This is a genomic window from Marinobacter sp. M5B (assembly GCF_042604615.1).
In the GTDB taxonomy this organism is placed as follows: Bacteria; Pseudomonadota; Gammaproteobacteria; order Pseudomonadales; family Oleiphilaceae; genus Marinobacter; species Marinobacter salarius.
Genome location: NZ_CP156894.1, coordinates 2,053,358 through 2,071,449 on the forward strand (window position 1 = coordinate 2,053,358; position 18,092 = coordinate 2,071,449).

18 protein-coding genes are annotated in these 18,092 nt (G+C 58.7%); 9 read left to right on the plus strand and 9 right to left on the minus strand.

The window, feature by feature from the left end; all coding sequences use genetic code 11:
- Window positions 1-20: 20 nt before the first annotated feature.
- Entirely contained in the window at window positions 21-1,313 is a 1,293-nt protein-coding gene (locus AAGD24_RS09265; RefSeq protein WP_091641968.1) for a sodium:proton antiporter, read from the minus strand.
- A 310-nt stretch (window positions 1,314-1,623) separates the two neighbouring features.
- Between AAGD24_RS09265 and AAGD24_RS09270 the strand changes: the two genes are divergently transcribed.
- The gene (locus AAGD24_RS09270) at window positions 1,624-2,769 is read left to right on the plus strand and encodes an arylamine N-acetyltransferase (RefSeq protein ID WP_379867207.1); all 1,146 of its coding nucleotides are present in this window, start codon (window positions 1,624-1,626) and stop codon (window positions 2,767-2,769) included.
- A gap of 17 nt (window positions 2,770-2,786) precedes the next feature.
- Here the strand turns inward: AAGD24_RS09270 and AAGD24_RS09275 are convergent, their stop codons facing one another.
- Window positions 2,787-3,482: an aspartate/glutamate racemase family protein gene (locus AAGD24_RS09275; RefSeq protein ID WP_379867209.1), complete on the minus strand. Its 696-nt coding sequence runs from the start codon at window positions 3,480-3,482 to the stop codon at window positions 2,787-2,789.
- Between the two features lie 134 nt (window positions 3,483-3,616).
- Here AAGD24_RS09275 and AAGD24_RS09280 point away from each other — a divergent pair, with 134 nt between their 5' ends.
- From AAGD24_RS09280 to AAGD24_RS09295, 4 genes are all read left to right on the plus strand, one after another.
- Window positions 3,617-4,531: a pirin family protein gene (locus AAGD24_RS09280; RefSeq protein ID WP_379867211.1), complete on the plus strand. Its 915-nt coding sequence runs from the start codon at window positions 3,617-3,619 to the stop codon at window positions 4,529-4,531.
- A gap of 92 nt (window positions 4,532-4,623) precedes the next feature.
- The gene (locus tag AAGD24_RS09285; protein ID WP_379867213.1) at window positions 4,624-5,655 is read left to right on the plus strand and encodes an AraC family transcriptional regulator; all 1,032 of its coding nucleotides are present in this window, start codon (window positions 4,624-4,626) and stop codon (window positions 5,653-5,655) included.
- Window positions 5,656-5,808: 153 nt separating this feature from the next.
- Window positions 5,809-6,882, plus strand: a complete 1,074-nt coding sequence (locus AAGD24_RS09290; RefSeq protein ID WP_379867215.1) for a class I SAM-dependent methyltransferase — start codon at window positions 5,809-5,811, stop codon at window positions 6,880-6,882.
- Between the two features lie 125 nt (window positions 6,883-7,007).
- Window positions 7,008-7,601, plus strand: a complete 594-nt coding sequence (locus AAGD24_RS09295; protein WP_379867217.1) for a LysE family translocator — start codon at window positions 7,008-7,010, stop codon at window positions 7,599-7,601.
- Here AAGD24_RS09295 and AAGD24_RS09300 read toward each other — a convergent pair.
- Genes AAGD24_RS09300 through AAGD24_RS09315 form a run of 4 tightly spaced genes read right to left on the minus strand, consistent with a single transcriptional unit; the run spans window position 7,560 to window position 10,663 of the window.
- On the minus strand, window positions 7,560-8,426 hold the full coding sequence (locus tag AAGD24_RS09300; RefSeq protein WP_379867218.1) for a helix-turn-helix domain-containing protein: 867 nt from the start codon (window positions 8,424-8,426) through the stop codon (window positions 7,560-7,562). The two genes, AAGD24_RS09295 and AAGD24_RS09300, sit on opposite strands and share 42 nt — an antisense overlap.
- A 24-nt stretch (window positions 8,427-8,450) precedes the next feature.
- The gene (locus tag AAGD24_RS09305) at window positions 8,451-8,783 is read right to left on the minus strand and encodes a YnfA family protein (protein ID WP_305937091.1); all 333 of its coding nucleotides are present in this window, start codon (window positions 8,781-8,783) and stop codon (window positions 8,451-8,453) included.
- Between the two features lie 52 nt (window positions 8,784-8,835).
- Window positions 8,836-9,660: a haloacid dehalogenase-like hydrolase gene (locus tag AAGD24_RS09310; protein ID WP_151981969.1), complete on the minus strand. Its 825-nt coding sequence runs from the start codon at window positions 9,658-9,660 to the stop codon at window positions 8,836-8,838.
- Between the two features lie 43 nt (window positions 9,661-9,703).
- Entirely contained in the window at window positions 9,704-10,663 is a 960-nt protein-coding gene (locus AAGD24_RS09315) for a LysR family transcriptional regulator (RefSeq protein ID WP_379867220.1), read from the minus strand.
- Window positions 10,664-10,781: 118 nt separating this feature from the next.
- Here AAGD24_RS09315 and AAGD24_RS09320 point away from each other — a divergent pair, with 118 nt between their 5' ends.
- On the plus strand, window positions 10,782-11,012 hold the full coding sequence (locus AAGD24_RS09320) for a hypothetical protein (RefSeq protein WP_007154336.1): 231 nt from the start codon (window positions 10,782-10,784) through the stop codon (window positions 11,010-11,012).
- An 88-nt stretch (window positions 11,013-11,100) separates the two neighbouring features.
- Entirely contained in the window at window positions 11,101-12,279 is a 1,179-nt protein-coding gene (locus AAGD24_RS09325; protein ID WP_228210732.1) for a magnesium transporter, read from the plus strand.
- Window positions 12,280-12,393: 114 nt separating this feature from the next.
- Here AAGD24_RS09325 and AAGD24_RS09330 read toward each other — a convergent pair whose 3' ends face one another.
- Window positions 12,394-12,660, minus strand: a complete 267-nt coding sequence (locus AAGD24_RS09330; protein ID WP_379867222.1) for a DksA/TraR family C4-type zinc finger protein — start codon at window positions 12,658-12,660, stop codon at window positions 12,394-12,396.
- Window positions 12,661-12,858: 198 nt separating this feature from the next.
- On the opposite strand from AAGD24_RS09330, the gene AAGD24_RS09335 reads away from it, so the two are divergent.
- Window positions 12,859-13,530: an ABC transporter ATP-binding protein gene (locus AAGD24_RS09335; protein WP_379867224.1), complete on the plus strand. Its 672-nt coding sequence runs from the start codon at window positions 12,859-12,861 to the stop codon at window positions 13,528-13,530.
- 571 nt (window positions 13,531-14,101) lie between these two features.
- Entirely contained in the window at window positions 14,102-16,087 is a 1,986-nt protein-coding gene (locus tag AAGD24_RS09340) for an ABC transporter permease (RefSeq protein ID WP_379867324.1), read from the plus strand.
- An 8-nt stretch (window positions 16,088-16,095) separates the two neighbouring features.
- On the opposite strand, the gene AAGD24_RS09345 is transcribed toward AAGD24_RS09340, so the two are convergent.
- Both AAGD24_RS09345 and AAGD24_RS09350 read right to left on the minus strand, forming a co-directional pair.
- Entirely contained in the window at window positions 16,096-16,842 is a 747-nt protein-coding gene (locus AAGD24_RS09345; protein ID WP_075196886.1) for an SDR family oxidoreductase, read from the minus strand.
- A gap of 78 nt (window positions 16,843-16,920) precedes the next feature.
- The gene (locus tag AAGD24_RS09350) at window positions 16,921-17,982 is read right to left on the minus strand and encodes a serine hydrolase (RefSeq protein ID WP_379867226.1); all 1,062 of its coding nucleotides are present in this window, start codon (window positions 17,980-17,982) and stop codon (window positions 16,921-16,923) included.
- Between the last annotated feature and the right edge of the window lie 110 nt (window positions 17,983-18,092).

The following is an 18,092-nucleotide window of genomic DNA, read 5'->3' on the forward strand; positions in this document are numbered from 1 at the left end:
TGTTCACTATGGCGGGCGCTTCAGTGCGCCGATTTTCGCGCCCGCCAGAATCGAGCGATGGCCGGTTTAACGCTTACGCCATGAACCAGGATCGACAGGGCGACCACCACCAGGGTCAGGTGAATCAACTCCAGGGCAATGTTTTCCGGCAGCCCATGTTGGATGGCGTACATCAGATAGTAGAGAGAACCAATACCCCGCACACCGAACCAACCCGCGAGATTTCGCAACCGGATCGGCGCCTTGCTGCCGAGCAGGCCAAGGTGAACACTGATGGGGCGGGCGACGAAGAACAGAAAGGCGGCGAAACCAACCGCGCGCCAGCTCCATGAATCCCAGAACAGGGAACCGCCAATCAGCAGGACCAGAACGATTTCTGCCAGCCTCTCCAGATGTTCGTTGAATATCAGAGAGCTCTGATGCACATGGGCGATGGCCAGCGGCGCCTCGCCCGGATAGGTTTCTCCGGACGTTGCATCTGAATAGGACTGCTTAAGACCGGCCAGCTTCAGTTCGGTATGCCGCAATGCCACTGCCGCGCTGAATACCGCCAGAAATCCCCAGGCATTGACCAGCAGACTGATGCCATAGGCAAACGCAATCAGGCCCAGCCCAAGGAAACTTTCCAGAAACTCGGAGTGGGTGAACGTGGTGCGCAGTTTCTGAACCAGCCAGCCGACCAGACAGCCGGCCACAATACCGATGACGATTCCCGCGCCGCTGGCCCAGACAACATCAACCGCGAACCATCGCCACCCGACATCTCCCAGATCATGCAAACCTAACAGTCCGAGCCCCAGCATCACGAAAGGAAAGGCGCTGCCGTCGTTCATTCCTGCTTCACTGGTTAGCGCAAACCGCAGCCGGTCAGGATCATCGGCATGCCGAACCTGTACTTCGGTGGCAAGCACCGGATCGGTGGGCGCCACTACGGCACCAAGCAGTACGGCAGCACCCAGGGGCAGGGCCAGCCAGAAGTATCCAAACAGCGCCACAATACCCACGGTCAGCGACATCGACACAACCGCCAGTCTCAGGGGGTTGCGCCACCGCCTGAAGGTCACCGGGGCGGGCATTTTAACGCCAGCGCAATACAGCGAAATCAACACGGCTATTTCGGTCAGTAGTTCCAGCAGTGCGGATTCTTCAAGTGGGTTGAAGTGGAACAGTCCAAAGCCCATCGGGCCGACAACAAAACCGACGAGCAGGTACACAATGGCTGACGTGGCAGGCCCGTTTTTGATGTAGGACGCCGTAAAGCCCACTAACAGAAGAAGGGCGCCCAGTAATAGAAACCAGGTAGCAGTGGTCATAGGTAACTCAGTAAGAGAGTGGTGAAGTAAAGGCCTCGCGGTAATCGAGATTCCTAACGATGCGCTCTTATCCGGAATTCTGCCAGCGGAAAGCCCCGAGTTTCCTATACGGTTCAGTAATTACCGATGCGGCCGCGGGTATCGGTGAATCGGGGGCTTGACCTAAACTAAGGTTTAGGTCTTATCGTCCATAACCACATCCACAATACAGCGAGGAGACCAATATCATGAGCCAGGACATTGAGGTGGGCGTTATCTATGGCAGCATCCGTGAGGCCCGGCTTAACAATCCTTATGGGGAGGTAACGGCATGAATACAGCAGTTAAGGAGGACTCTATTTCCCTGAACGGAGCACGTGTTCTGGTGTTGGGGCGTTCCGAGGCGGTCCTGGAAGCGGTGCTGGGTGAACTCACGGCCCTGGGTATCGATGCCCAGGGCACGGCTGAGCCTGAGAAGGCAACGGAGCGTTACGACGCCCGGAATTATGATCTCATCGCTCTTGGGCGGGGTCTTCTTGGTGAAGCCGGCCAGTCCCTCAAAGCACAGTTCCGGGAGCGCAACGCCGATGTGCGCTTCCTGGATACCTACGCCCCCTTTGCGGTCTATGAGATTGCCACGGCTCTGGAGTGCTCGTACCCACCGAATGTGGACCTGGAGCCTTACCTGGCACGCATCGGTCGTGAGGGGCCCGTGGCACCGACCCTGGAGACTCTCAAAGAACTCCATGAGCGCCATCCGGACGCCATCCCGTTCGAGGCCATTGATGTACTGCTGGAGCGCGGCGTGAATATCGCCCCGGATGCCGTAGAAGACAAGCTGGTCCATGGCAGGCGCGGTGGTTACTGCTTTGAGCACAATGGCCTGTTCAAAAGAGTGCTTGAGGCCATCGGTTTCCACGTGGAAGGCCTTTCCGCCCGCGTACGCTGGAATGCAGCACCCGGGACCGCCCCGCAGCCATACTCTCACATGGCGCTAAGGGTTGTTGTGGACAACGTGCCGTGGCTGGTGGACGTGGGTTTTGGAGGCTGCGTACTCACGACGCCGCTCCGCATGGACACGATAGCACCCCAGGCCACTTCCCACGAGACATTCCGGCTGATCCCGTTCGGGCCGGGAATGCTGCTACAGATGTGGATAGACGAGCAATGGAAGCCCGTCTACGAGTTGTCTGGAGAACCCCGTCTGGAAGGTGACTACGAGGTTGCCAACTGGTACACCGCTGAGCACCCGGATTCACACTTCCGGAGAAACCTGATGGTGGCTCGCACCACCACGGAGGCCCGCTACACACTGCTGAACGGCCGCTATACGGTCCGTTATTCCGATGGCCGTACTCACCGGGAGGTCCTGGAGGCAGATGGTATAGAACGGGTGCTGGCGGATACATTCCAACTGCCGGTGCAACCGGACTGGCGCCCAATGATTGAGCGTGCTGCCTTGCTGACCGAGCGCTAGCATGGCCCCTGCTGAATTCAGTCCCCCGAGAGGGCCTGATTCACCGCCTGCGCCGCATGGATCGCCGTTGTGTCATACAGCGGGACGGGGGTATCGGTCTGCTTGATCAGCAGGCCGATTTCCGTGCATCCCAGGATGACAGCTTGCGCACCTTGCTCGGCCAGTGAGTTGATGACGGCCAGATACGTTTCCCGGGAAGCCGCCTGGATCTCGCCCTGGCAGAGTTCTTCGTAGATGACCCGATGAACCTCCGCCCGCTGGGGAGCATCCGGTGTGACCACCTCAATGCCAGCCGCTTCCAGGCGCTCGCGGTAGAAGGCCTGCTCCATGGTAAACCGTGTACCCAAGAGCCCCACGCGCTGGATATTGTCCTGTGTCAGCACCTTCGCTGTGGCATCGGCAATGTGAAGCAGGGGGATGTTGATAGCCTCTTCAATCTCCGGCGCTACTTTGTGCATGGTGTTGGTGCCGATCATCAGAAAATCCGCTCCGGCGTTCTCCAGGGAAAGCCCTGCGCCGGAAAGAATTCTGGCGGTTGCCGGCCAGTCTCCCTGGTGTTGAAGCGCTTCAATTTCCGCGAAGTCCACGCTGTAGAGCACCAGCTTTGCGGAATGCAATCCGCCCAGACGTGATTTCACGCCCTCATTGATCAGCCGGTAATAGGTTTGAGTGGATTCCCAACTCATGCCGCCAAGAAGGCCAATGGTTTTCATAAAACGCTCCCTGTTCTAACAATGGTAGACACGATGAGACTAACAAATACGTCCGTAGCTGTATTGGATAGTTGAACATCTCAGGTATTCGGGGCAATGTGGAACTTCCTGAACATACGCATAGGAGCGGTGCCGTGAGTAATGTATTGGAGTCTGCCGAACAACGTTGCGACGCTATCGAGGCACCCTGCAGTGCAATTCAAACCATACTGAGCCCTCGCATCACGGATCTGGGTGGTTTCTCCGTGCGCCGCCTGCTACCGACTGCAAAACGGAAAATGGTTGGCCCCTGGATCTTTTTTGATGAAATGGGGCCGGCGGATTTTCCGGCGGGGCAGGGCATCAATGTGCGCCCGCATCCGCACATTGGCATAGCAACCGTGACCTACCTGTTCGAGGGCGAGATTCTCCATCGGGATTCCATCGGCAGCCTCCAGCCCATCCGCCCCGGCGACATTAACCTGATGGTGGCCGGCCGTGGCATCACCCATTCTGAACGTGAACGCCCCAGCATCACAGTAGAGGATCACCGGCTGCATGGCCTGCAGCTCTGGCTGGCGCTGCCGGAAGACCACGAGGAGACAGAGCCAGCTTTCCATCATTATCCAAGTGACGACATCCCGGCGATCACCATCCAGGATGTCCCGGTACGGGTTATGATCGGTAGCGCCTATGGTGTGGTTTCGCCGGTGCGACAATTCAGCGACACCCTATATCTGGAAGCCTCCCTCAAGGCCGGGCAGACACTCGAGCTGCCCGATGCCCCCGAACGTGCTGTTTACGTGGCCCAGGGCGCCCTGACGGCCCACGGCTCCGAACTGCCGACGCACAGTATGACTGTGTTTGCTCGTGAACCGGGCGTATCCGTCACCACTACGGAAGACACCCGCATCGCGGTGATCGGCGGTGAACCGGTAGGCCGCCGGTTTATCGAATGGAACTTTGTATCGTCCCGGAAAGAACGAATCGAACAAGCCAAGGACGATTGGCGGGCAGGGCGGTTTGATAAGGTGGTTGGGGACGAGGCGGAGTTCATTCCTTACGAATAAAGCGCTTTCCTGTTCGGGTTATGGTTGAATGAAATTTGACCAGATAGGCAGTCGCGTGTCTGTGAAACAGGATTGCGGTCGGAGCAACTGTCATGAGCGAGGATGTGCTTTCCGGATTGCTTCGTCGTATTCGCCTGCGCGGAGCACTGTTCTTCCATGTTGAATGTGCAGGTACCTGGGTGATCGAGGCGCCCGCCTCGGTCTTGATTTCTGGCACCGTCCTGCCGGCCTCTGAGCACCTGATGGAATACCATGTTGTGCTGCATGGCACCTGTTGGGCAGGCATAACGGGGGAGCCATCGTTTGAAATGAACGCCGGGGATGTCATTCTCTTTCCCCATGGTGATGCCCATGTGATGTCCTGTGCTCCCGGACTCAGGGCGGAGCCCGACCTTCCATTCCTGATTGCAAATCTCAAACGGCGTGCCGGCTTACCGTTTATGGTGCACCAGCAGGACAACAAACGCGTGCGTCCGGCCACTCCTCATGACGAAACCGACATGTCCCAGCCAGTTGCCACGCTGTTGTGCGGCTTTCTGGGATGCGATCTCGGCCCCTTCAATCCTTTGCTCACGTCATTACCACGGATTATCCATGCTCGGGCCAGCGAGTTGTCTGAAAACAGCTGGACCGGCCAGTTGGCCAGGCTTGCGCAAGCCGAATCTGGCGCGAGACGGCCTGGTGGTGAAGCCGTTCTGGAACGGATGAGTGAAATGATGTTTGTGGATCTTATCCGGCTTTACCTGAGCACGATGCCGAAAACGCAGACCGGATGGCTCGCGGCCTTGAAGGATCGGCACCTGAGCCGGGTTCTCAGCCTGATGCACAGCCAGCCGGCGGAAGCCTGGACCCTGGAAAAGCTCTCGAGTCATGCCGGCCTTTCGCGCTCGGCGCTGCAGGAGCGTTTCGTTGAACTGATTGGGCGGCCACCCATGCAGTATCTTCGATGCTGGCGGATGCAGGTGGCGTCCAACCTATTGGTTGAAAGTAACGCCAAGCTGGCCACCATCGCCCATAAAGTGGGTTACGAGTCGGAAGAAGCGTTCAGTCGCTCGTTCAAGCGTGCCGTTGGACAAGCCCCGGCGACCTGGCGCCGGGAGAGGTCGTTCCATGAACTCCGGTAGATCAGTCATGCTTGCCGGGCGGATGATCATTTTGCCCGAACCGGAATGCCTCCACTATGGTCATGTGAGCTGCGTGCCCGGTTTTCCTCAGGGAAGAGAGTAGGTTCGTCGCCACGACAACCTCATACCTCCACGAAATCCGGGAGAACGATCATGGAAGCAACTCAAGTTTTTGATGAAAACAAACTCAATGCCTTTGTCGGGCAGGTTCTTGGAGACCTTGGTGGCGCCTACAGCGCCGCCCTGGTCAAGATGGGTGATCGGCTAGGCCTGTATCGGGAGCTACAAAGTGGCGGGCCGGCAACCTCGTCTGAGCTCGCCGAGAGAACCGGCTATTCCGAGCGCTATCTACGGGAATGGCTGGCCCATCAGGCGGCCTCGACTTACCTGGACTACAATCAGGCAACCAGGCGTTTCCGATTGCCTCCGGAGCAGGCGATGGTATTCGCAGATGAGAACAGCCCGGTTTATATGATCGGGGGCTTCGAAAATGCCTTTACTACGTTCGAGAACGAACCAAAGGTGCGCGCTGCGTTCCGCACAGGTGAAGGCGTTGCCTGGGGTGACCAGGCTCAATGTATGTTCTGTGCCGTTGCCAAGTTCTTTCGCCCAGGCTACGTGCACAACCTGGTTCAGAGCTGGTTGCCCGCCCTGGATGGTGTGGTAGAGAAGCTGCAGCGCGGAGCCAGGGTTGCCGATCTTGGCTGCGGCCATGGCCACTCCACCCTGTTGATGGCAGCGGCGTTTCCCAACTCGACGTTTGTGGGGTTCGACTTCCATGGGGGCTCCATTGACGCTGCCAATGCACACCGTGAAGAACACGGCCTTGACCCCGGCCGAGTGCGCTTTGAACAGGCGACGGCGAGTGATTTCGAGGAAGGCGATTTCGATCTGGTAACCTGTTTTGATGCCCTGCACGACATGGGAGACCCAGCGGGTACGGCCGCCCATGTGTTCGAAAAACTCAAACCGGATGGCACCTGGATGGTGGTTGAACCAATGGCCGCCGACGAACTCAGTGATAACTTCAACCCGGTTGGACGGCTGTTCTACGCAGCATCCACCAGTATCTGTGTGCCCACAGCCCTGGCACAGAAGACCGGTTTTGCGCTCGGCGCTCAGGCGGGAGAGCGAAAGCTGACAGAAGTAATCAAAGAAGGCGGTTTCCGCAAGGTCCGCAGAGCGGCGGAAACTCCGTTCAACATTGTTCTGGAAGCGCGCGCCTGAACTCGGTGCATGAGGTTCCAGGGGAAATATCGCCTGGAACCTCTTCGCGAACCGCAATTTTGTTCAATACCCGCTTCAGTGTTCGGGGCAAACTCCGCTCATAACCTGAACGGAGAATACCATCCATGAGCCTTTCCCTGATTCTGCCCATGTCCGCGTTTGCGTTGGCGGCGTCCATTTCCCCGGGGCCGGTCAACCTTGTTTGTCTGAGCAGTGGCACCCGCTATCCGGTTTCCCGGGGGCTGATCTTCGTAACCGGGGCAACCCTGGGCTTCATCGCACTGTTCGTTGCCGTGGGGCTGGGGCTCTATTCGCTGCTGACCATGGTGCCGATGCTGGAGACGTTGTTGCGATGGGGCGGTGTCGCATTCCTGCTTTATCTGAGTATAAAACTGGCCATGGACAGCGGCCAGCTACCGGAAACAGGTGTTGATAAGGCGCCGGGCTTCGGCACCGGGGCAATCATGCAGTGGCTGAACCCCAAAGCCTGGCTGGCCTCGGCGTCTGGCATCGGCGCCTATACCAGCGCCAACGACTTGAACCAGATACTGCTGTTTGCGTCGCTCTACCTGCCGATTTGTTGGTTGTCCCTGGCGTGCTGGGTGTATGCGGGGGCTTTCCTGCGGCGATACGTGCAGCGGCCTGCGGTGCTGGTGACCATCAACCGGACTTTGGCTTTATTGCTTGCGATCAGTTGCCTGTATCTGGTGACTGGTTGAGGACTGTCGATACTGATTCGGCGTTGCCGCCATCAGCCGTTTGAACGTGCGCTGGAAATGAGGCTGGTCGGCGAAGCCTGCGTTCAGTGCCGCCTCGGCGATAGGGGTGCCGTTGGCGAGCTCAAGGCGCCCTAGCTGGATGCGGCGGTTGAGAAGATAGGCGTGGGGCGTAAGCCCGAAATATTGCCGGAACGCCCGGATCAGGTGGCCAGCGCTGTAACCGGAAATTTCACAGAGCGTATCCAGCGATACGTCTTCTGCCATGTGGTTGTCCAGATAGCGCGCCAGCTCAGTCAGGGTATCCGGCGCCTTTGGTTGCTGAACCACCGGTTGCCGGGCCAACTCATGCATCAGGTCTGACAGGAACTCCACCACTTCGGTCTGCTTGTCGAGAAGGTCACGCTGAGCATCCAGAAGACACTCTGCCATGCGGCAGTAGCGTTCATACCAGATGGGCTCCGAGAAGGTTGCAGTGGCAATGTCCTGCCAGTGTGGGGTTGGCAGCAGCCCGGCCCGAAACCGCAGATCCGTCAGCCATCCGGTATCCACATACAGCATCAGGTAGGCCCAGGGCTGGTTATCGATGGGATTGCATGAATGAACCCACTCCGGGTTCATCAGTACCAGATCACCAGCGCGGACATGGAAAAGATTCTCCCGATACTGATAAGTGCTTTCGCCGCCGGTAATAGCGCCAATGGACCATTGCGTATGGCTGTGAGGGGCATAACAGACTTGGCGTCCGTCGCTGACCTTGCGTAATTCCACATGGGGCAGTCGGGCATCGCGCCAGAAAATGGGTTTACTCACGGTGGTGTTGGTCATGCCCGCCATCATATCCTCAGTGCGTTACGTGCCCCTGGGCGCAAACATAATGATGGCCATGCCCGCTAAAGCCACAGCCGTGCCCACCAGATCCCAGACCGTTGGCCGAACGCCATCCACGGCCCATAACCAAAGTATCGCCATAAAGATATAAACACCTCCATAGGCTGCGTACACCCGGCCAGCGGCCGTCGGGTGCAGCGATAACAACCAGGCGAACGCGGCCAGGCTCAGGGCGCCGGGGATCAGCAGCCAGATGGTCTTGCCTTCCCGCAGCCACAGATAGGGCAGGTAGCAGCCGACGATCTCGGCCAGGGCGGTCACTAAAAAGAGGCCGACGGTTTTCAATTCTGGCATCACGCTGCTGTTTCCCGTTCAGTATCCAGTCGGCGGCTTTCTCCGCGTTCATTTAGCCATGCTTCCGCTTATACAGCCTGAGTATACCTCGAACCGTTACATCCAGCTGGCTGCCGGATGTGTAATCACCCCGTACCACGTAGTTGGCCCGCTCTTCGGAGATAAGCTTTTCGATCTTATTCTGGGTATTGCCGTCGCCCCATTTGTCACCGTCGAACACCGCTAGACTGCACCCGCCCTGCGCCTTCACCATTTTCATTGCCGGGATATCGGTGTCACCGTCGCCGAAATAGATCATGTGGTCGAAGGGCACGGGGCGTTCACCGGGTTCGATGTATTCGTTAATGGTGACGTTGTCCCAGCTGTTTTCGATGCCTTTGTTAATGCGGAAAAGGTACTGGGTTTTTGTGGTGTAATCGATGGCTACAGCGGGCCACTTGGCATGCCCTGTGGCTTCATCATAGTGATAACGGCACCCGAAAATTTTCTTGAAATGCTTTGCCACCGGCGTGCCGCGAATCATCTCCTCCAGCCCGCTGGAGACAATGTAATGGCTCAGGGCAATACCCTGGTCGCTGGCGAAGCGGTTGATGGCGTCAAACCAGTCCACGACCCCGGGGAACAGGGGGATGGACTTTCCGTAGGCCTGTAGTCTCTCCGGTTTCAGCTCATCCTGCTTGCCCTCATCGCGGGCGCGCTTGGCCAGTTCGCCGAGGTAGGTGAGTATCTCATCGCCGTCCCGCTCACGGTTCTTGCGATTCACTTCCGGCCAGAAGTCTGAATGCTCGTTCAAACCCAAGGCCGGCATCAGGCCGTGTTCGGCGCAGTTGCCTTTGGCGAGGGTACCGTCGAAGTCATAGATCAGAGCGCATTGCATTGTCTTTTTGCCTTCTTCCCATGGATGACATCAGCGTAGCCGGTTATCGCAAACGACGCCCGGCCAGGCGATCTTTCTGGGCGCGGACGGCCTCTGTCAGAAAATCCATCAGCGCATGAATCCTCACCACGCCTCGCAGGTCCGGATGCATCAGAAACCACAGGCCGTATTCCAGCTCTGGAATGGGGTCGGTGAGTTGAACGATGTCCGGGTCCTCGTCCGCGAGATAGCAGGGCATCACGGCCAGCCCCATGCGGGAGCGAATGGCGCTGAGGATGCTCACCAGGGTATCCACACGGTAAACACAGGCCTGCTTCAGCGCGTGGTTATCCATCCACTGGTCCACGGAAGAATCCTGAAGCCTTGGCCCGGCGCCAATCCAGGGCTCATTGGCAAGGGCCTCTATGGAGGTTCCCGGCGTCAGGCCGAGGTCTTTGTGAGCATAGACAGCCTGGCCGAGGGTTGTCAGTGGCCGGCCAATCAGGTTTTCCGGTGGACGGTTGGAGGGACGTATAGCCACGTCCGCCTCCCGACGTGTGAGATTGAACAACTGGTTGGACACCGCAACATCCAACACAATGCCTGGGTATTTGTGCCGGAACTGCGTGAACAACGGTGCCAGCACGCCCATCAGCAGAGAGTCCGTTGTGGTGGTCCAGATCTCGCCACTGGGCTCCAGGTCACGGCCGGCCACCTTGCGCTCGGCGGCCAGGGCGGCCTCGTCCATGACCTTTGCCGTGTCTGCGAGTTCTTCCCCTGCCAGTGTTGGCCGATAACCTGTGCGGCCTCTCTCAAAGAGAATCACCCCAAGGCGCTGCTCAACATCGCCCAGTCGCCGGAACACCGTAGCGTGGCTCACGCCCAACGCCCGCGACGCGCCTGAGAGCGAGCCAGAAGTAGCAATGGCGAGCACCAGTTCAAAGTCATTCCACGCCAGATTGCACCGTGTTCTCGCGGAGGCGGCGGGCGATTTTTTGGGTTGTTTATCTGTTCGTTTTTGCAAAGTCTGTTCTCGATTCTAGGGAATAGTTTGCAGTTTAGAACAAGTTTAGCATGTACCTGAACTCATACGACAACCAGTGCGATCCGCCACAAGGTGCGGCGCCAGGGAGGATAGAGACATGTTGATCTCAGCAGAAAAGACCTACCTTAGCGGTGGCAATTCGCTGGCTTTCCGCGAGCCGGCAGACGGTAATGCAAAAGAGTTGCACCGGAGCAGCATACCGCTCAGATATCGCGATGGGATGGGAGGCGTCAATCTTGAGCAAGTGAAGCGGGATCAGCGCAGGGCGCGTCGAGACCTCATGCGGGCGATGATCCGGGGCCTGAACCGGCTGCTACGTCTGCACTAGAAGAACGCTCCGGCTGCGGCACGCCAACCGGTGCTGATCGTTCAGTGTTGCTATAGTCAGATAACAAGCACTGATACCGGAGCGCGAAATGACCCAGAATATGGAATTGATCGAGCGGATTGAGCGTATGCGCGATCTCAATCCGCTGGATGCCGCTGAAGAGCTGATGCAGTCACCCGTGGACGATATTCAGTTCATCCTTTCGCGATTGCCTGCGGAACAGGCACAGATCATCGCTTCACACCTGGGAGATCTGTCCGCACCGGAAGAAGCGGCGACCCGCGCAGTGCTTTCCGGCATGGAAGAAACCGTCGGCGAACTGATGACGCCGGTAACAGCAACGTTACCGGACAGCTACACCGTAGCTGAGGCGCTGACCTTCATGGTGAAAAGCGCCGATGTTTCGGAGATTAGCTACATTTTCGTGACGGATAATGACTGCCTGGTGGGTGTGGTCGGCATGCGGGACCTGATCCTGGCCAAGCCCTCTGAGGCGCTGGCTACCATCATGGTGCGAGAGCCGTTTGCGTTCCAGGAAGGCACACTGGTGAAAGACGCAGTCAGTGAAGTGCTCTACCGACACTACCGCATGTACCCGGTGGTGGACGAGCAGCAGCACGTAGTGGGCGAGGTGCGGGGCTGGAAGCTCTACGAACGCATCGCATCGGAACTCAGTGCCCAGGCCGGTTCCCAATACGGTGTGGCAAAGGAAGAACAGATCAACACACCGGTGCTGGCGGCGTTTCGCATGCGCCACCCCTGGCTGCAGGTGAATCTGATTACCGCGTTCGCTGCTGCCTTCGTAGTCGGCATGTTCGAGAGCACCATCGCCCAGATTGTTGCATTGGCGGCCTTCTTGCCGGTTCTTGCCGGGCAGAGCGGCAACACCGGTTGTCAGGCGCTGGCCATTACCCTGAGGGGCATCACCCTGGGGCAGATCAATGACTATCCGATCCGGAGATTGCTGCGCAAGGAAGTTCTACTGGGCGCACTCAATGGCGCTGCCGTCGGCGTCATTGCCGGTATTGCGATGTTTGCTTATGCCTTGTCCACCGATTCCGCTAACCCGGCCATGCTCGGCCTCGTTATCTTCATCGCCATGGTCGGCGCCTGCATGGGCAGCGGTATCTTCGGGGTGGCGGTGCCGTTGGTGCTCAAACGGTTCGGCGCCGACCCAGCCACTGCGAGCAGCATCTTTTTGACAACGTTCACCGACATTATCGGTATGGGCCTGATGCTGTTCCTTGCAACCTCGTTGGTGCTGTAACCACGTTGTCTCAGAACAGGCGTACTTTTCATCATTATGCGGGTTCTTTGAAGAACCCCTTTCAAGCGGGAAAAGCACGCCAGCATCACGTTTACGGATGCCGTATTTCTTGAACTAGCGCAGCTGACTGTCCTTGCTGCCACGGCGATTGATACCACCATGAGACGTTTCGTGTTTTTCAAGACTAGACTGACACGCAACGCAAAGTTGAACCCCGGGAATCGTTTTGCGGCGCGCTTCCGGAATCGCACTGTCACACTCCTCGCAATGGGTGGCACTCTCGCCGCTCACCAGTTGGCTGCGTGCGCGCTGCACCTCGTCGTCTACGCTCGCGTCGATCTGATCCTGAACGGCGCCATCCCGGGACCAACCACCTGCCATAGTGCTCTCCCATCTTTGCAAAAGTCGTGTAAAACTGCGTCTGACCCGTTTCGTACGGTGCGCTAGTCTGGAAAACTGCTCGTACTCTCAATGACTTTGAATCACTGTCAATCATTTTTCAGCTTCTGTGCGGCTGCCCGCTATCGTCATAATCGCCGTGCAAGCTACATTCTGTTATTTAAAAAGAAAGGTGCCTTTGTGTCCACCAGCGTCCAGATAAGCGACATTAACCTTACCTACCCAACTGAGTCAGGCACAGTCGCGGTGCTCAACAACGCTTCACTCACGATCCCGCCCGGCGACACACTGGCGATTACCGGCCCCTCCGGAAGTGGGAAAACCTCGCTGCTTCTGTTGCTATCCGGGCTCCAGCGCCCGACCAGTGGAGAGATCCTCGTAGGCAACCAGCGCCTGAGCCAGATGGATGCCAACGCATTGGCCGATTGGCGAAGCGAACACCTGGGCATCATCTTTCAGTCCTTTCATTTGTTGCCGGGCCTGACGGCACTTGGGAACGTTAGTCTGCCGCTGGAAATCGCCGGGCAGTCGGATGCCCGCGAGCAGGCCCTTTCGATGCTGGAGGCGGTCGGCCTTACCCACCGGCTGCAGCATTATCCAGGACAGCTTTCCGGGGGTGAGCAACAGCGTGTCGCGATCGCAAGGGCACTGGTGCACCAGCCAAGCCTGCTGCTGGGCGATGAGCCCACCGGCAACCTGGACCATGCCACAGGAGAAAAAGTACTCTCGCTGCTGTTCGACCTCCACAAGGAAAGCAAATCCACCCTGGTGCTGGTGACCCACGACGAACGTGTCGCGGAGCGCTGCCAGCACCGGGTCCGGATGGATCGTGGGCGCCTTTATGAAGCGTAACGCTCAGACAAAGCCGCTGTGGATGCTCAAATTCGCGATCACCGATCTGCGATCGCGCATCTCTGCGCTCAAGGTCTTTCTCGCCTGCCTTATCCTCGGCGTTACTCTGGTGGCCGCTACGGCCAGCCTCTACCGGGTGATCGAGCAGAGCCTGCTGGCGGATACCCGCATGTTATTGGGTGGCGATGTGGAGCTCGATGCCAGTGAGCCGTTACCAAGTGACGTGATCGATTGGGTAGGGCGCACCGGAACTCTTTCGCTGGTTCGGGAGTTCGACACGATTGTCAGTGGCGAAAGCGGTGACGGCTTTTTTCGCGCTGAGATCCTGATTCCGGATGAGGCCTATCCGCTCTACGGTGAGCTGCAGCTAACGCCGGATCAGTCGCGTGCCGAGCTAACCGCACGCAAGGATGGCCGATGGGGAGCCGTAATTGACCCCTTGCTGGCCGAGCGCCTGGGCCAGACCATCGGGGACCAGATCGAGATCGGCGCGGCCACCTTTCGCATCAGCGGCCTGATTCAGAAACAGCCGGACCGCCGCCTGAACGCCAACTGGCGTGGCTTGCCTATCATGATTTCCGAACAGGCGGTCGAGGCGACGGAACTGATCCGGCCAGGCAGCCGCGTGGACTACGAATACCGGGTTAAGACCGACCAGAACCTGGATACGTGGCTGGCGGACTTCGAACAGGCATTCCCGGAACCAAGCTGGGACACCACTACCTTCGCCGAGCGCAGCCAACGCATCGCCGAACGGCTGGACCAGATTGCCACAGCGCTCATCCTGATTGCCTTCACCACGCTGTTTATTGGCGGCCTCGGTGTCGCCAACAGCATACACGCCTACCTGGATGAAAAACTGGGCACCATCGCCACCCTGCAGACGCTGGGCCTGCGCCGAAAACCCTTGGTGGCCATTTACCTGTTGCAGATCGGACTGCTGGGCAGCCTGGCTGGCCTGATCGGTGGCGGAATCGGATTGGGGTTTTCCGCGGTGGCGATATCCCTCGCGGGCGACGCCTACGCTCTGTCCGGGCCCGAAGGGGCAGGGGGCTGGTTATCCCTGTGGTTTGTTCCCTTGCTGCTGAGTTGGCTGTTTGCGGTGCTCACCGCCTACGTGTTCGCGCTGCCGGCCCTGGCCAGGGCCCTGGCTGCGTCACCGGCCGGGCTGTTCCGGGGGCAGGTACAGGCCGCCCGTAACGAACCCCGCACATGGCGGATCGCGAGCTACGTGCTGCTGGCGATCTATATCAGCGCCACCTTGTTCTGGTTGCCGTCGCCGCAACTGGGATTCCTGTTCCTGCTGGCGGTGGTCGTACTCTGGGCCTTGCTGGAGGGCATCATCAAAGGGCTGAGGCGAGGTGCCAAAGCGCTTGAAAACAGTGGCTTTGCAGACCGCAAGTTCGCCCGGCGGCTGGCGCTCGCCAACCTCCACCGGCCGGATTCCCCCTTGAGGGCAACGTTGTTGTCGCTCGGCACCGCATTGACCTTGGTAGTGGCCTGTACCCTGATGGTCACCACACTTCTGAGAGCACTGGAAACCACGATCCCGGCGGAATCCCCCGCGCTGATCCTCTACGAAGTGTTCCCGGACCAGATGGAGCCGCTCACGTCCGGCCTTGAGTCGCTGGACCCGTCCAGCAGAACGGAACTTCTGCCACTGGTTCGCGCCCGAATGGCCGCCATCAATGAAGAGCCCATCGCAGACGCGCTCGCTGACGACCCCCGAGCCCGGCGCGAAGCCATGGGAGACGAATACAAGCTCACCTATCTGGCGGGAAATCCGGAAGGACTAGAGCTGGTAAAAGGCAATTGGTGGAGCACTCCGGCCCCGGAAGGGGAGCCCGCCTACATGGCGATGGAAGACCGTGAAGCCAACGCACTCGGGCTAACGGTGGGCGACCGGATTGAGTTCACGGCCCAGGACCAGCCGATTATCGTCGAAATCCGGGCCATCTACCGCCAGAAAGGCCTACAGACCCGATTCTGGTTTGAAGGCGTTCTGCAGCAAGGCGCCCTGGATGGACTGATCAGCCTGTACGTCGGCGCGGTCTACCAGAGCGACACCGCCGCCAAGGAATCGCAGCAATGGCTGGCCGGCAACATTCCCAACGTCATCACGCTGCGCACGGCTGACTGGCTTGAAACTGCGGGAGACCTGCTCAACAAGGCAGCCGCTGGCCTTGCGGCGGTTGCGTCCGTCAGCCTGCTGGCAAGCCTGTTGGTGTTGTCCAGCGTGGTCAGCGTCAGCCGCAGGCGCCAACTCTACGAGGCCAACCTGCTGCATTGTCTCGGTGCCCGGCACCAGGCCATCCGGAACTCCATGCTGCTGGAAACCGGCTTGCTGACCTTTCTCGCAACGGTGTTTGCCACGGCGCTGGGTTCGCTGATCGCGCTGCCGGTGGCAGACCTGGCGCTCAAACTGCCAGCGGGAGATCTGTGGTGGATCGGCGCACTGGTGGCCGGCGTCGTCAGCGCGCTGGCGTTGCTGGGTGGCTTGCTGCCCACGTTGAGGGCGATGCGGCTGAATCCGGCGGTTCTGTTGCGGGATGGGTGATTGACTGGTTACATCGCCCTCGCGAACAACCCAAAGGGCAGGGCCTTCAACACGTAACTGAGCGGTGTCCAGGGCCACCAGGGCACATAGGCGCGGCGTACCTCGGAATCGATCGCTTTCACCAGAGCCTTCACGCCGGTTTCCAAGTCCACCCGGAAGGGGGCGTTCTTGGTATCGCGGTTGATGTCGGTGAGGATGTAGCCCGGCATAATGTTGCTGACGTTGATGGGCTTGCCCTTGGTGTCCAGTTGCAGGCCTTCAGCCAGTGACGCTACGGCGGCCTTGGTGGCTGCGTAGACGTTGATAGGGCCACGGAAGCCGCGAACACCGCTGACTGACGACATCAGTACCAGATGCCCACTGTTCTGTTCCCGGAAAATCTCCATCGCCGCCTCGCTCTGGGCAATGGCGGCGATGAAGTTGGTTTCCGCCGTCTGTCGGTTGGCGGCAAAGTGCCCGCGCCCAATCGGCTGGGAGCTGCCAATACCTGCATTCACCACCACGCGGTCAAGGCCGCCCAGCTCTTCCCGAAAGCCCCGGAATACCTCGAACACCTGCTCGTAGTCGCACACGTCCAGGCCGCGGACCAGCACCCGAATATCGGGGTAGGCCTGCTGTAATTCCCGCTGTAATGCCTCCAGCTTATCCGCCCGCCGCGCACAGAGCGCAAGATTGCAGCCCTTGGCGGCCCATTCGCGGGCCATGCCTTCACCGAGGCCGGTGCTGGCACCGGTAATCAGAATGTTCTTTCTCATTGGTTATGCCTTGGCTGGTTCAAGTTGTTTGAGATCAGCCTAGCATGATTGGTTGAGTTTGGAGTTGGGTGACGCGCCTTAATCTACGGTTCCCGTTAGCCCCGACTCATGCAGCGCCTTGCCAATCGTCTGATAGGCCCTTTCCGCTTCCGACAGTGCTGCATAATCGCGTGCGCAAACCGCGACGATAACCGCTTCATCGGGTGCCTGGGGGTTGAGCAGGCCGATATCGCAGGAGCGGGCCACCTGGGTGCCGGTTTTGTGGGCGAAATGGGTGCCCGCTGGCAAGCCCCCTGCAATCCGGTGATCACCCGTGGTTATTTCGGATAGATACCCCAGCAATTGGTCCGTGTGGGCGTCATTCAACAGTTCGCCCCTGACCAGTTGCTCCAGCAATGCCCCGAAGGCTTCGAGACTGCCTGAGTTGATTCCCCGCTGGTAATAGCGCTCAAAGGCTTCACGCACGCCTTTGGCATCCGCCTCTCTTGCAGTAATGTTGAGTTTTTCCAGCAACATATCGTACCGCGCCTGGTAGGTGCGGGCGGTTTTCAGATCGATGAAATCACGATTGGTCAGCACCGAAACACTGGGGTGAACTTCCCTGTATGCGTCGTAGCGCACCTGGAGGATCGTGGTAATCGGCCCCAGCCCTTCGGGAACCAGCCGTGCCACATCCTCTCCGAATGATTTCTCGCCAAGAAAACGTATCAACATGTCGGTTGCTGTGCTGTCACTGTCGACAATAGAGCGTCTGTTGAGCTCTTCCAGGCTGTAACGGGCACCGGGGTCCACCCAGAGCAGATCTCCAGTGCCATCCACATAATCTGCAGCCCGGAGAGTGAGTTTCTGCTCCAGATCCAGGCCTTCGTTCTCGGCACGTTGCATCAATACGATGGCTAGCGGAATTTTGACGGTAGAGGCCAGATACCAGTCCTGGTCGATGTTATGAGAAACCTTCTGGCCCGTACCCAGATGACGGATGTAGACCCCGAGATCGCCAGAGAAGGTTCGGTCAATGCGTTCGATTTCTTTCTGCAGAGTCGGGGACCAGTCATCGGCCTGGGCCACAGAACCCAGGCTGAGAACGAAGAGGGCCAACAGTGCCGCACCGGCCTGCGATAAGATAGGTTGCAGATTCATGGGGCTCCCTGTTTGCGCCGGGTTACAAATGCTAAGGGTTCCAATGCTGCGTGCACTGTCCGACGGCTGTCAACGAACCGCCAGTTACGATCCGGTAGCCTTCAAGCGAT

Bases quoted from the DNA above. Each gene is read 5' to 3' on its own strand.
- AAGD24_RS09265 (WP_091641968.1), bottom strand. From the start codon at position 1,313: ATGACCACTGCTACCTGGTTTCTATTACTGGGCGCCCTTCTTCTGTTA.
- AAGD24_RS09270 (WP_379867207.1), top strand. From the start codon at position 1,624: ATGAATACAGCAGTTAAGGAGGACTCTATTTCCCTGAACGGAGCACGT.
- AAGD24_RS09275 (WP_379867209.1), bottom strand. From the start codon at position 3,482: ATGAAAACCATTGGCCTTCTTGGCGGCATGAGTTGGGAATCCACTCAA.
- AAGD24_RS09285 (WP_379867213.1), top strand. From the start codon at position 4,624: ATGAGCGAGGATGTGCTTTCCGGATTGCTTCGTCGTATTCGCCTGCGC.
- AAGD24_RS09290 (WP_379867215.1), top strand. From the start codon at position 5,809: ATGGAAGCAACTCAAGTTTTTGATGAAAACAAACTCAATGCCTTTGTC.
- AAGD24_RS09295 (WP_379867217.1), top strand. From the start codon at position 7,008: ATGAGCCTTTCCCTGATTCTGCCCATGTCCGCGTTTGCGTTGGCGGCG.
- AAGD24_RS09300 (WP_379867218.1), bottom strand. From the start codon at position 8,426: ATGACCAACACCACCGTGAGTAAACCCATTTTCTGGCGCGATGCCCGA.
- AAGD24_RS09305 (WP_305937091.1), bottom strand. From the start codon at position 8,783: ATGCCAGAATTGAAAACCGTCGGCCTCTTTTTAGTGACCGCCCTGGCC.
- AAGD24_RS09310 (WP_151981969.1), bottom strand. From the start codon at position 9,660: ATGCAATGCGCTCTGATCTATGACTTCGACGGTACCCTCGCCAAAGGC.
- AAGD24_RS09320 (WP_007154336.1), top strand. From the start codon at position 10,782: ATGTTGATCTCAGCAGAAAAGACCTACCTTAGCGGTGGCAATTCGCTG.
- AAGD24_RS09325 (WP_228210732.1), top strand. From the start codon at position 11,101: ATGACCCAGAATATGGAATTGATCGAGCGGATTGAGCGTATGCGCGAT.
- AAGD24_RS09330 (WP_379867222.1), bottom strand. From the start codon at position 12,660: ATGGCAGGTGGTTGGTCCCGGGATGGCGCCGTTCAGGATCAGATCGAC.
- AAGD24_RS09340 (WP_379867324.1), top strand. From the start codon at position 14,102: ATGATTTCCGAACAGGCGGTCGAGGCGACGGAACTGATCCGGCCAGGC.
- AAGD24_RS09345 (WP_075196886.1), bottom strand. From the start codon at position 16,842: ATGAGAAAGAACATTCTGATTACCGGTGCCAGCACCGGCCTCGGTGAA.
- AAGD24_RS09350 (WP_379867226.1), bottom strand. From the start codon at position 17,982: ATGAATCTGCAACCTATCTTATCGCAGGCCGGTGCGGCACTGTTGGCC.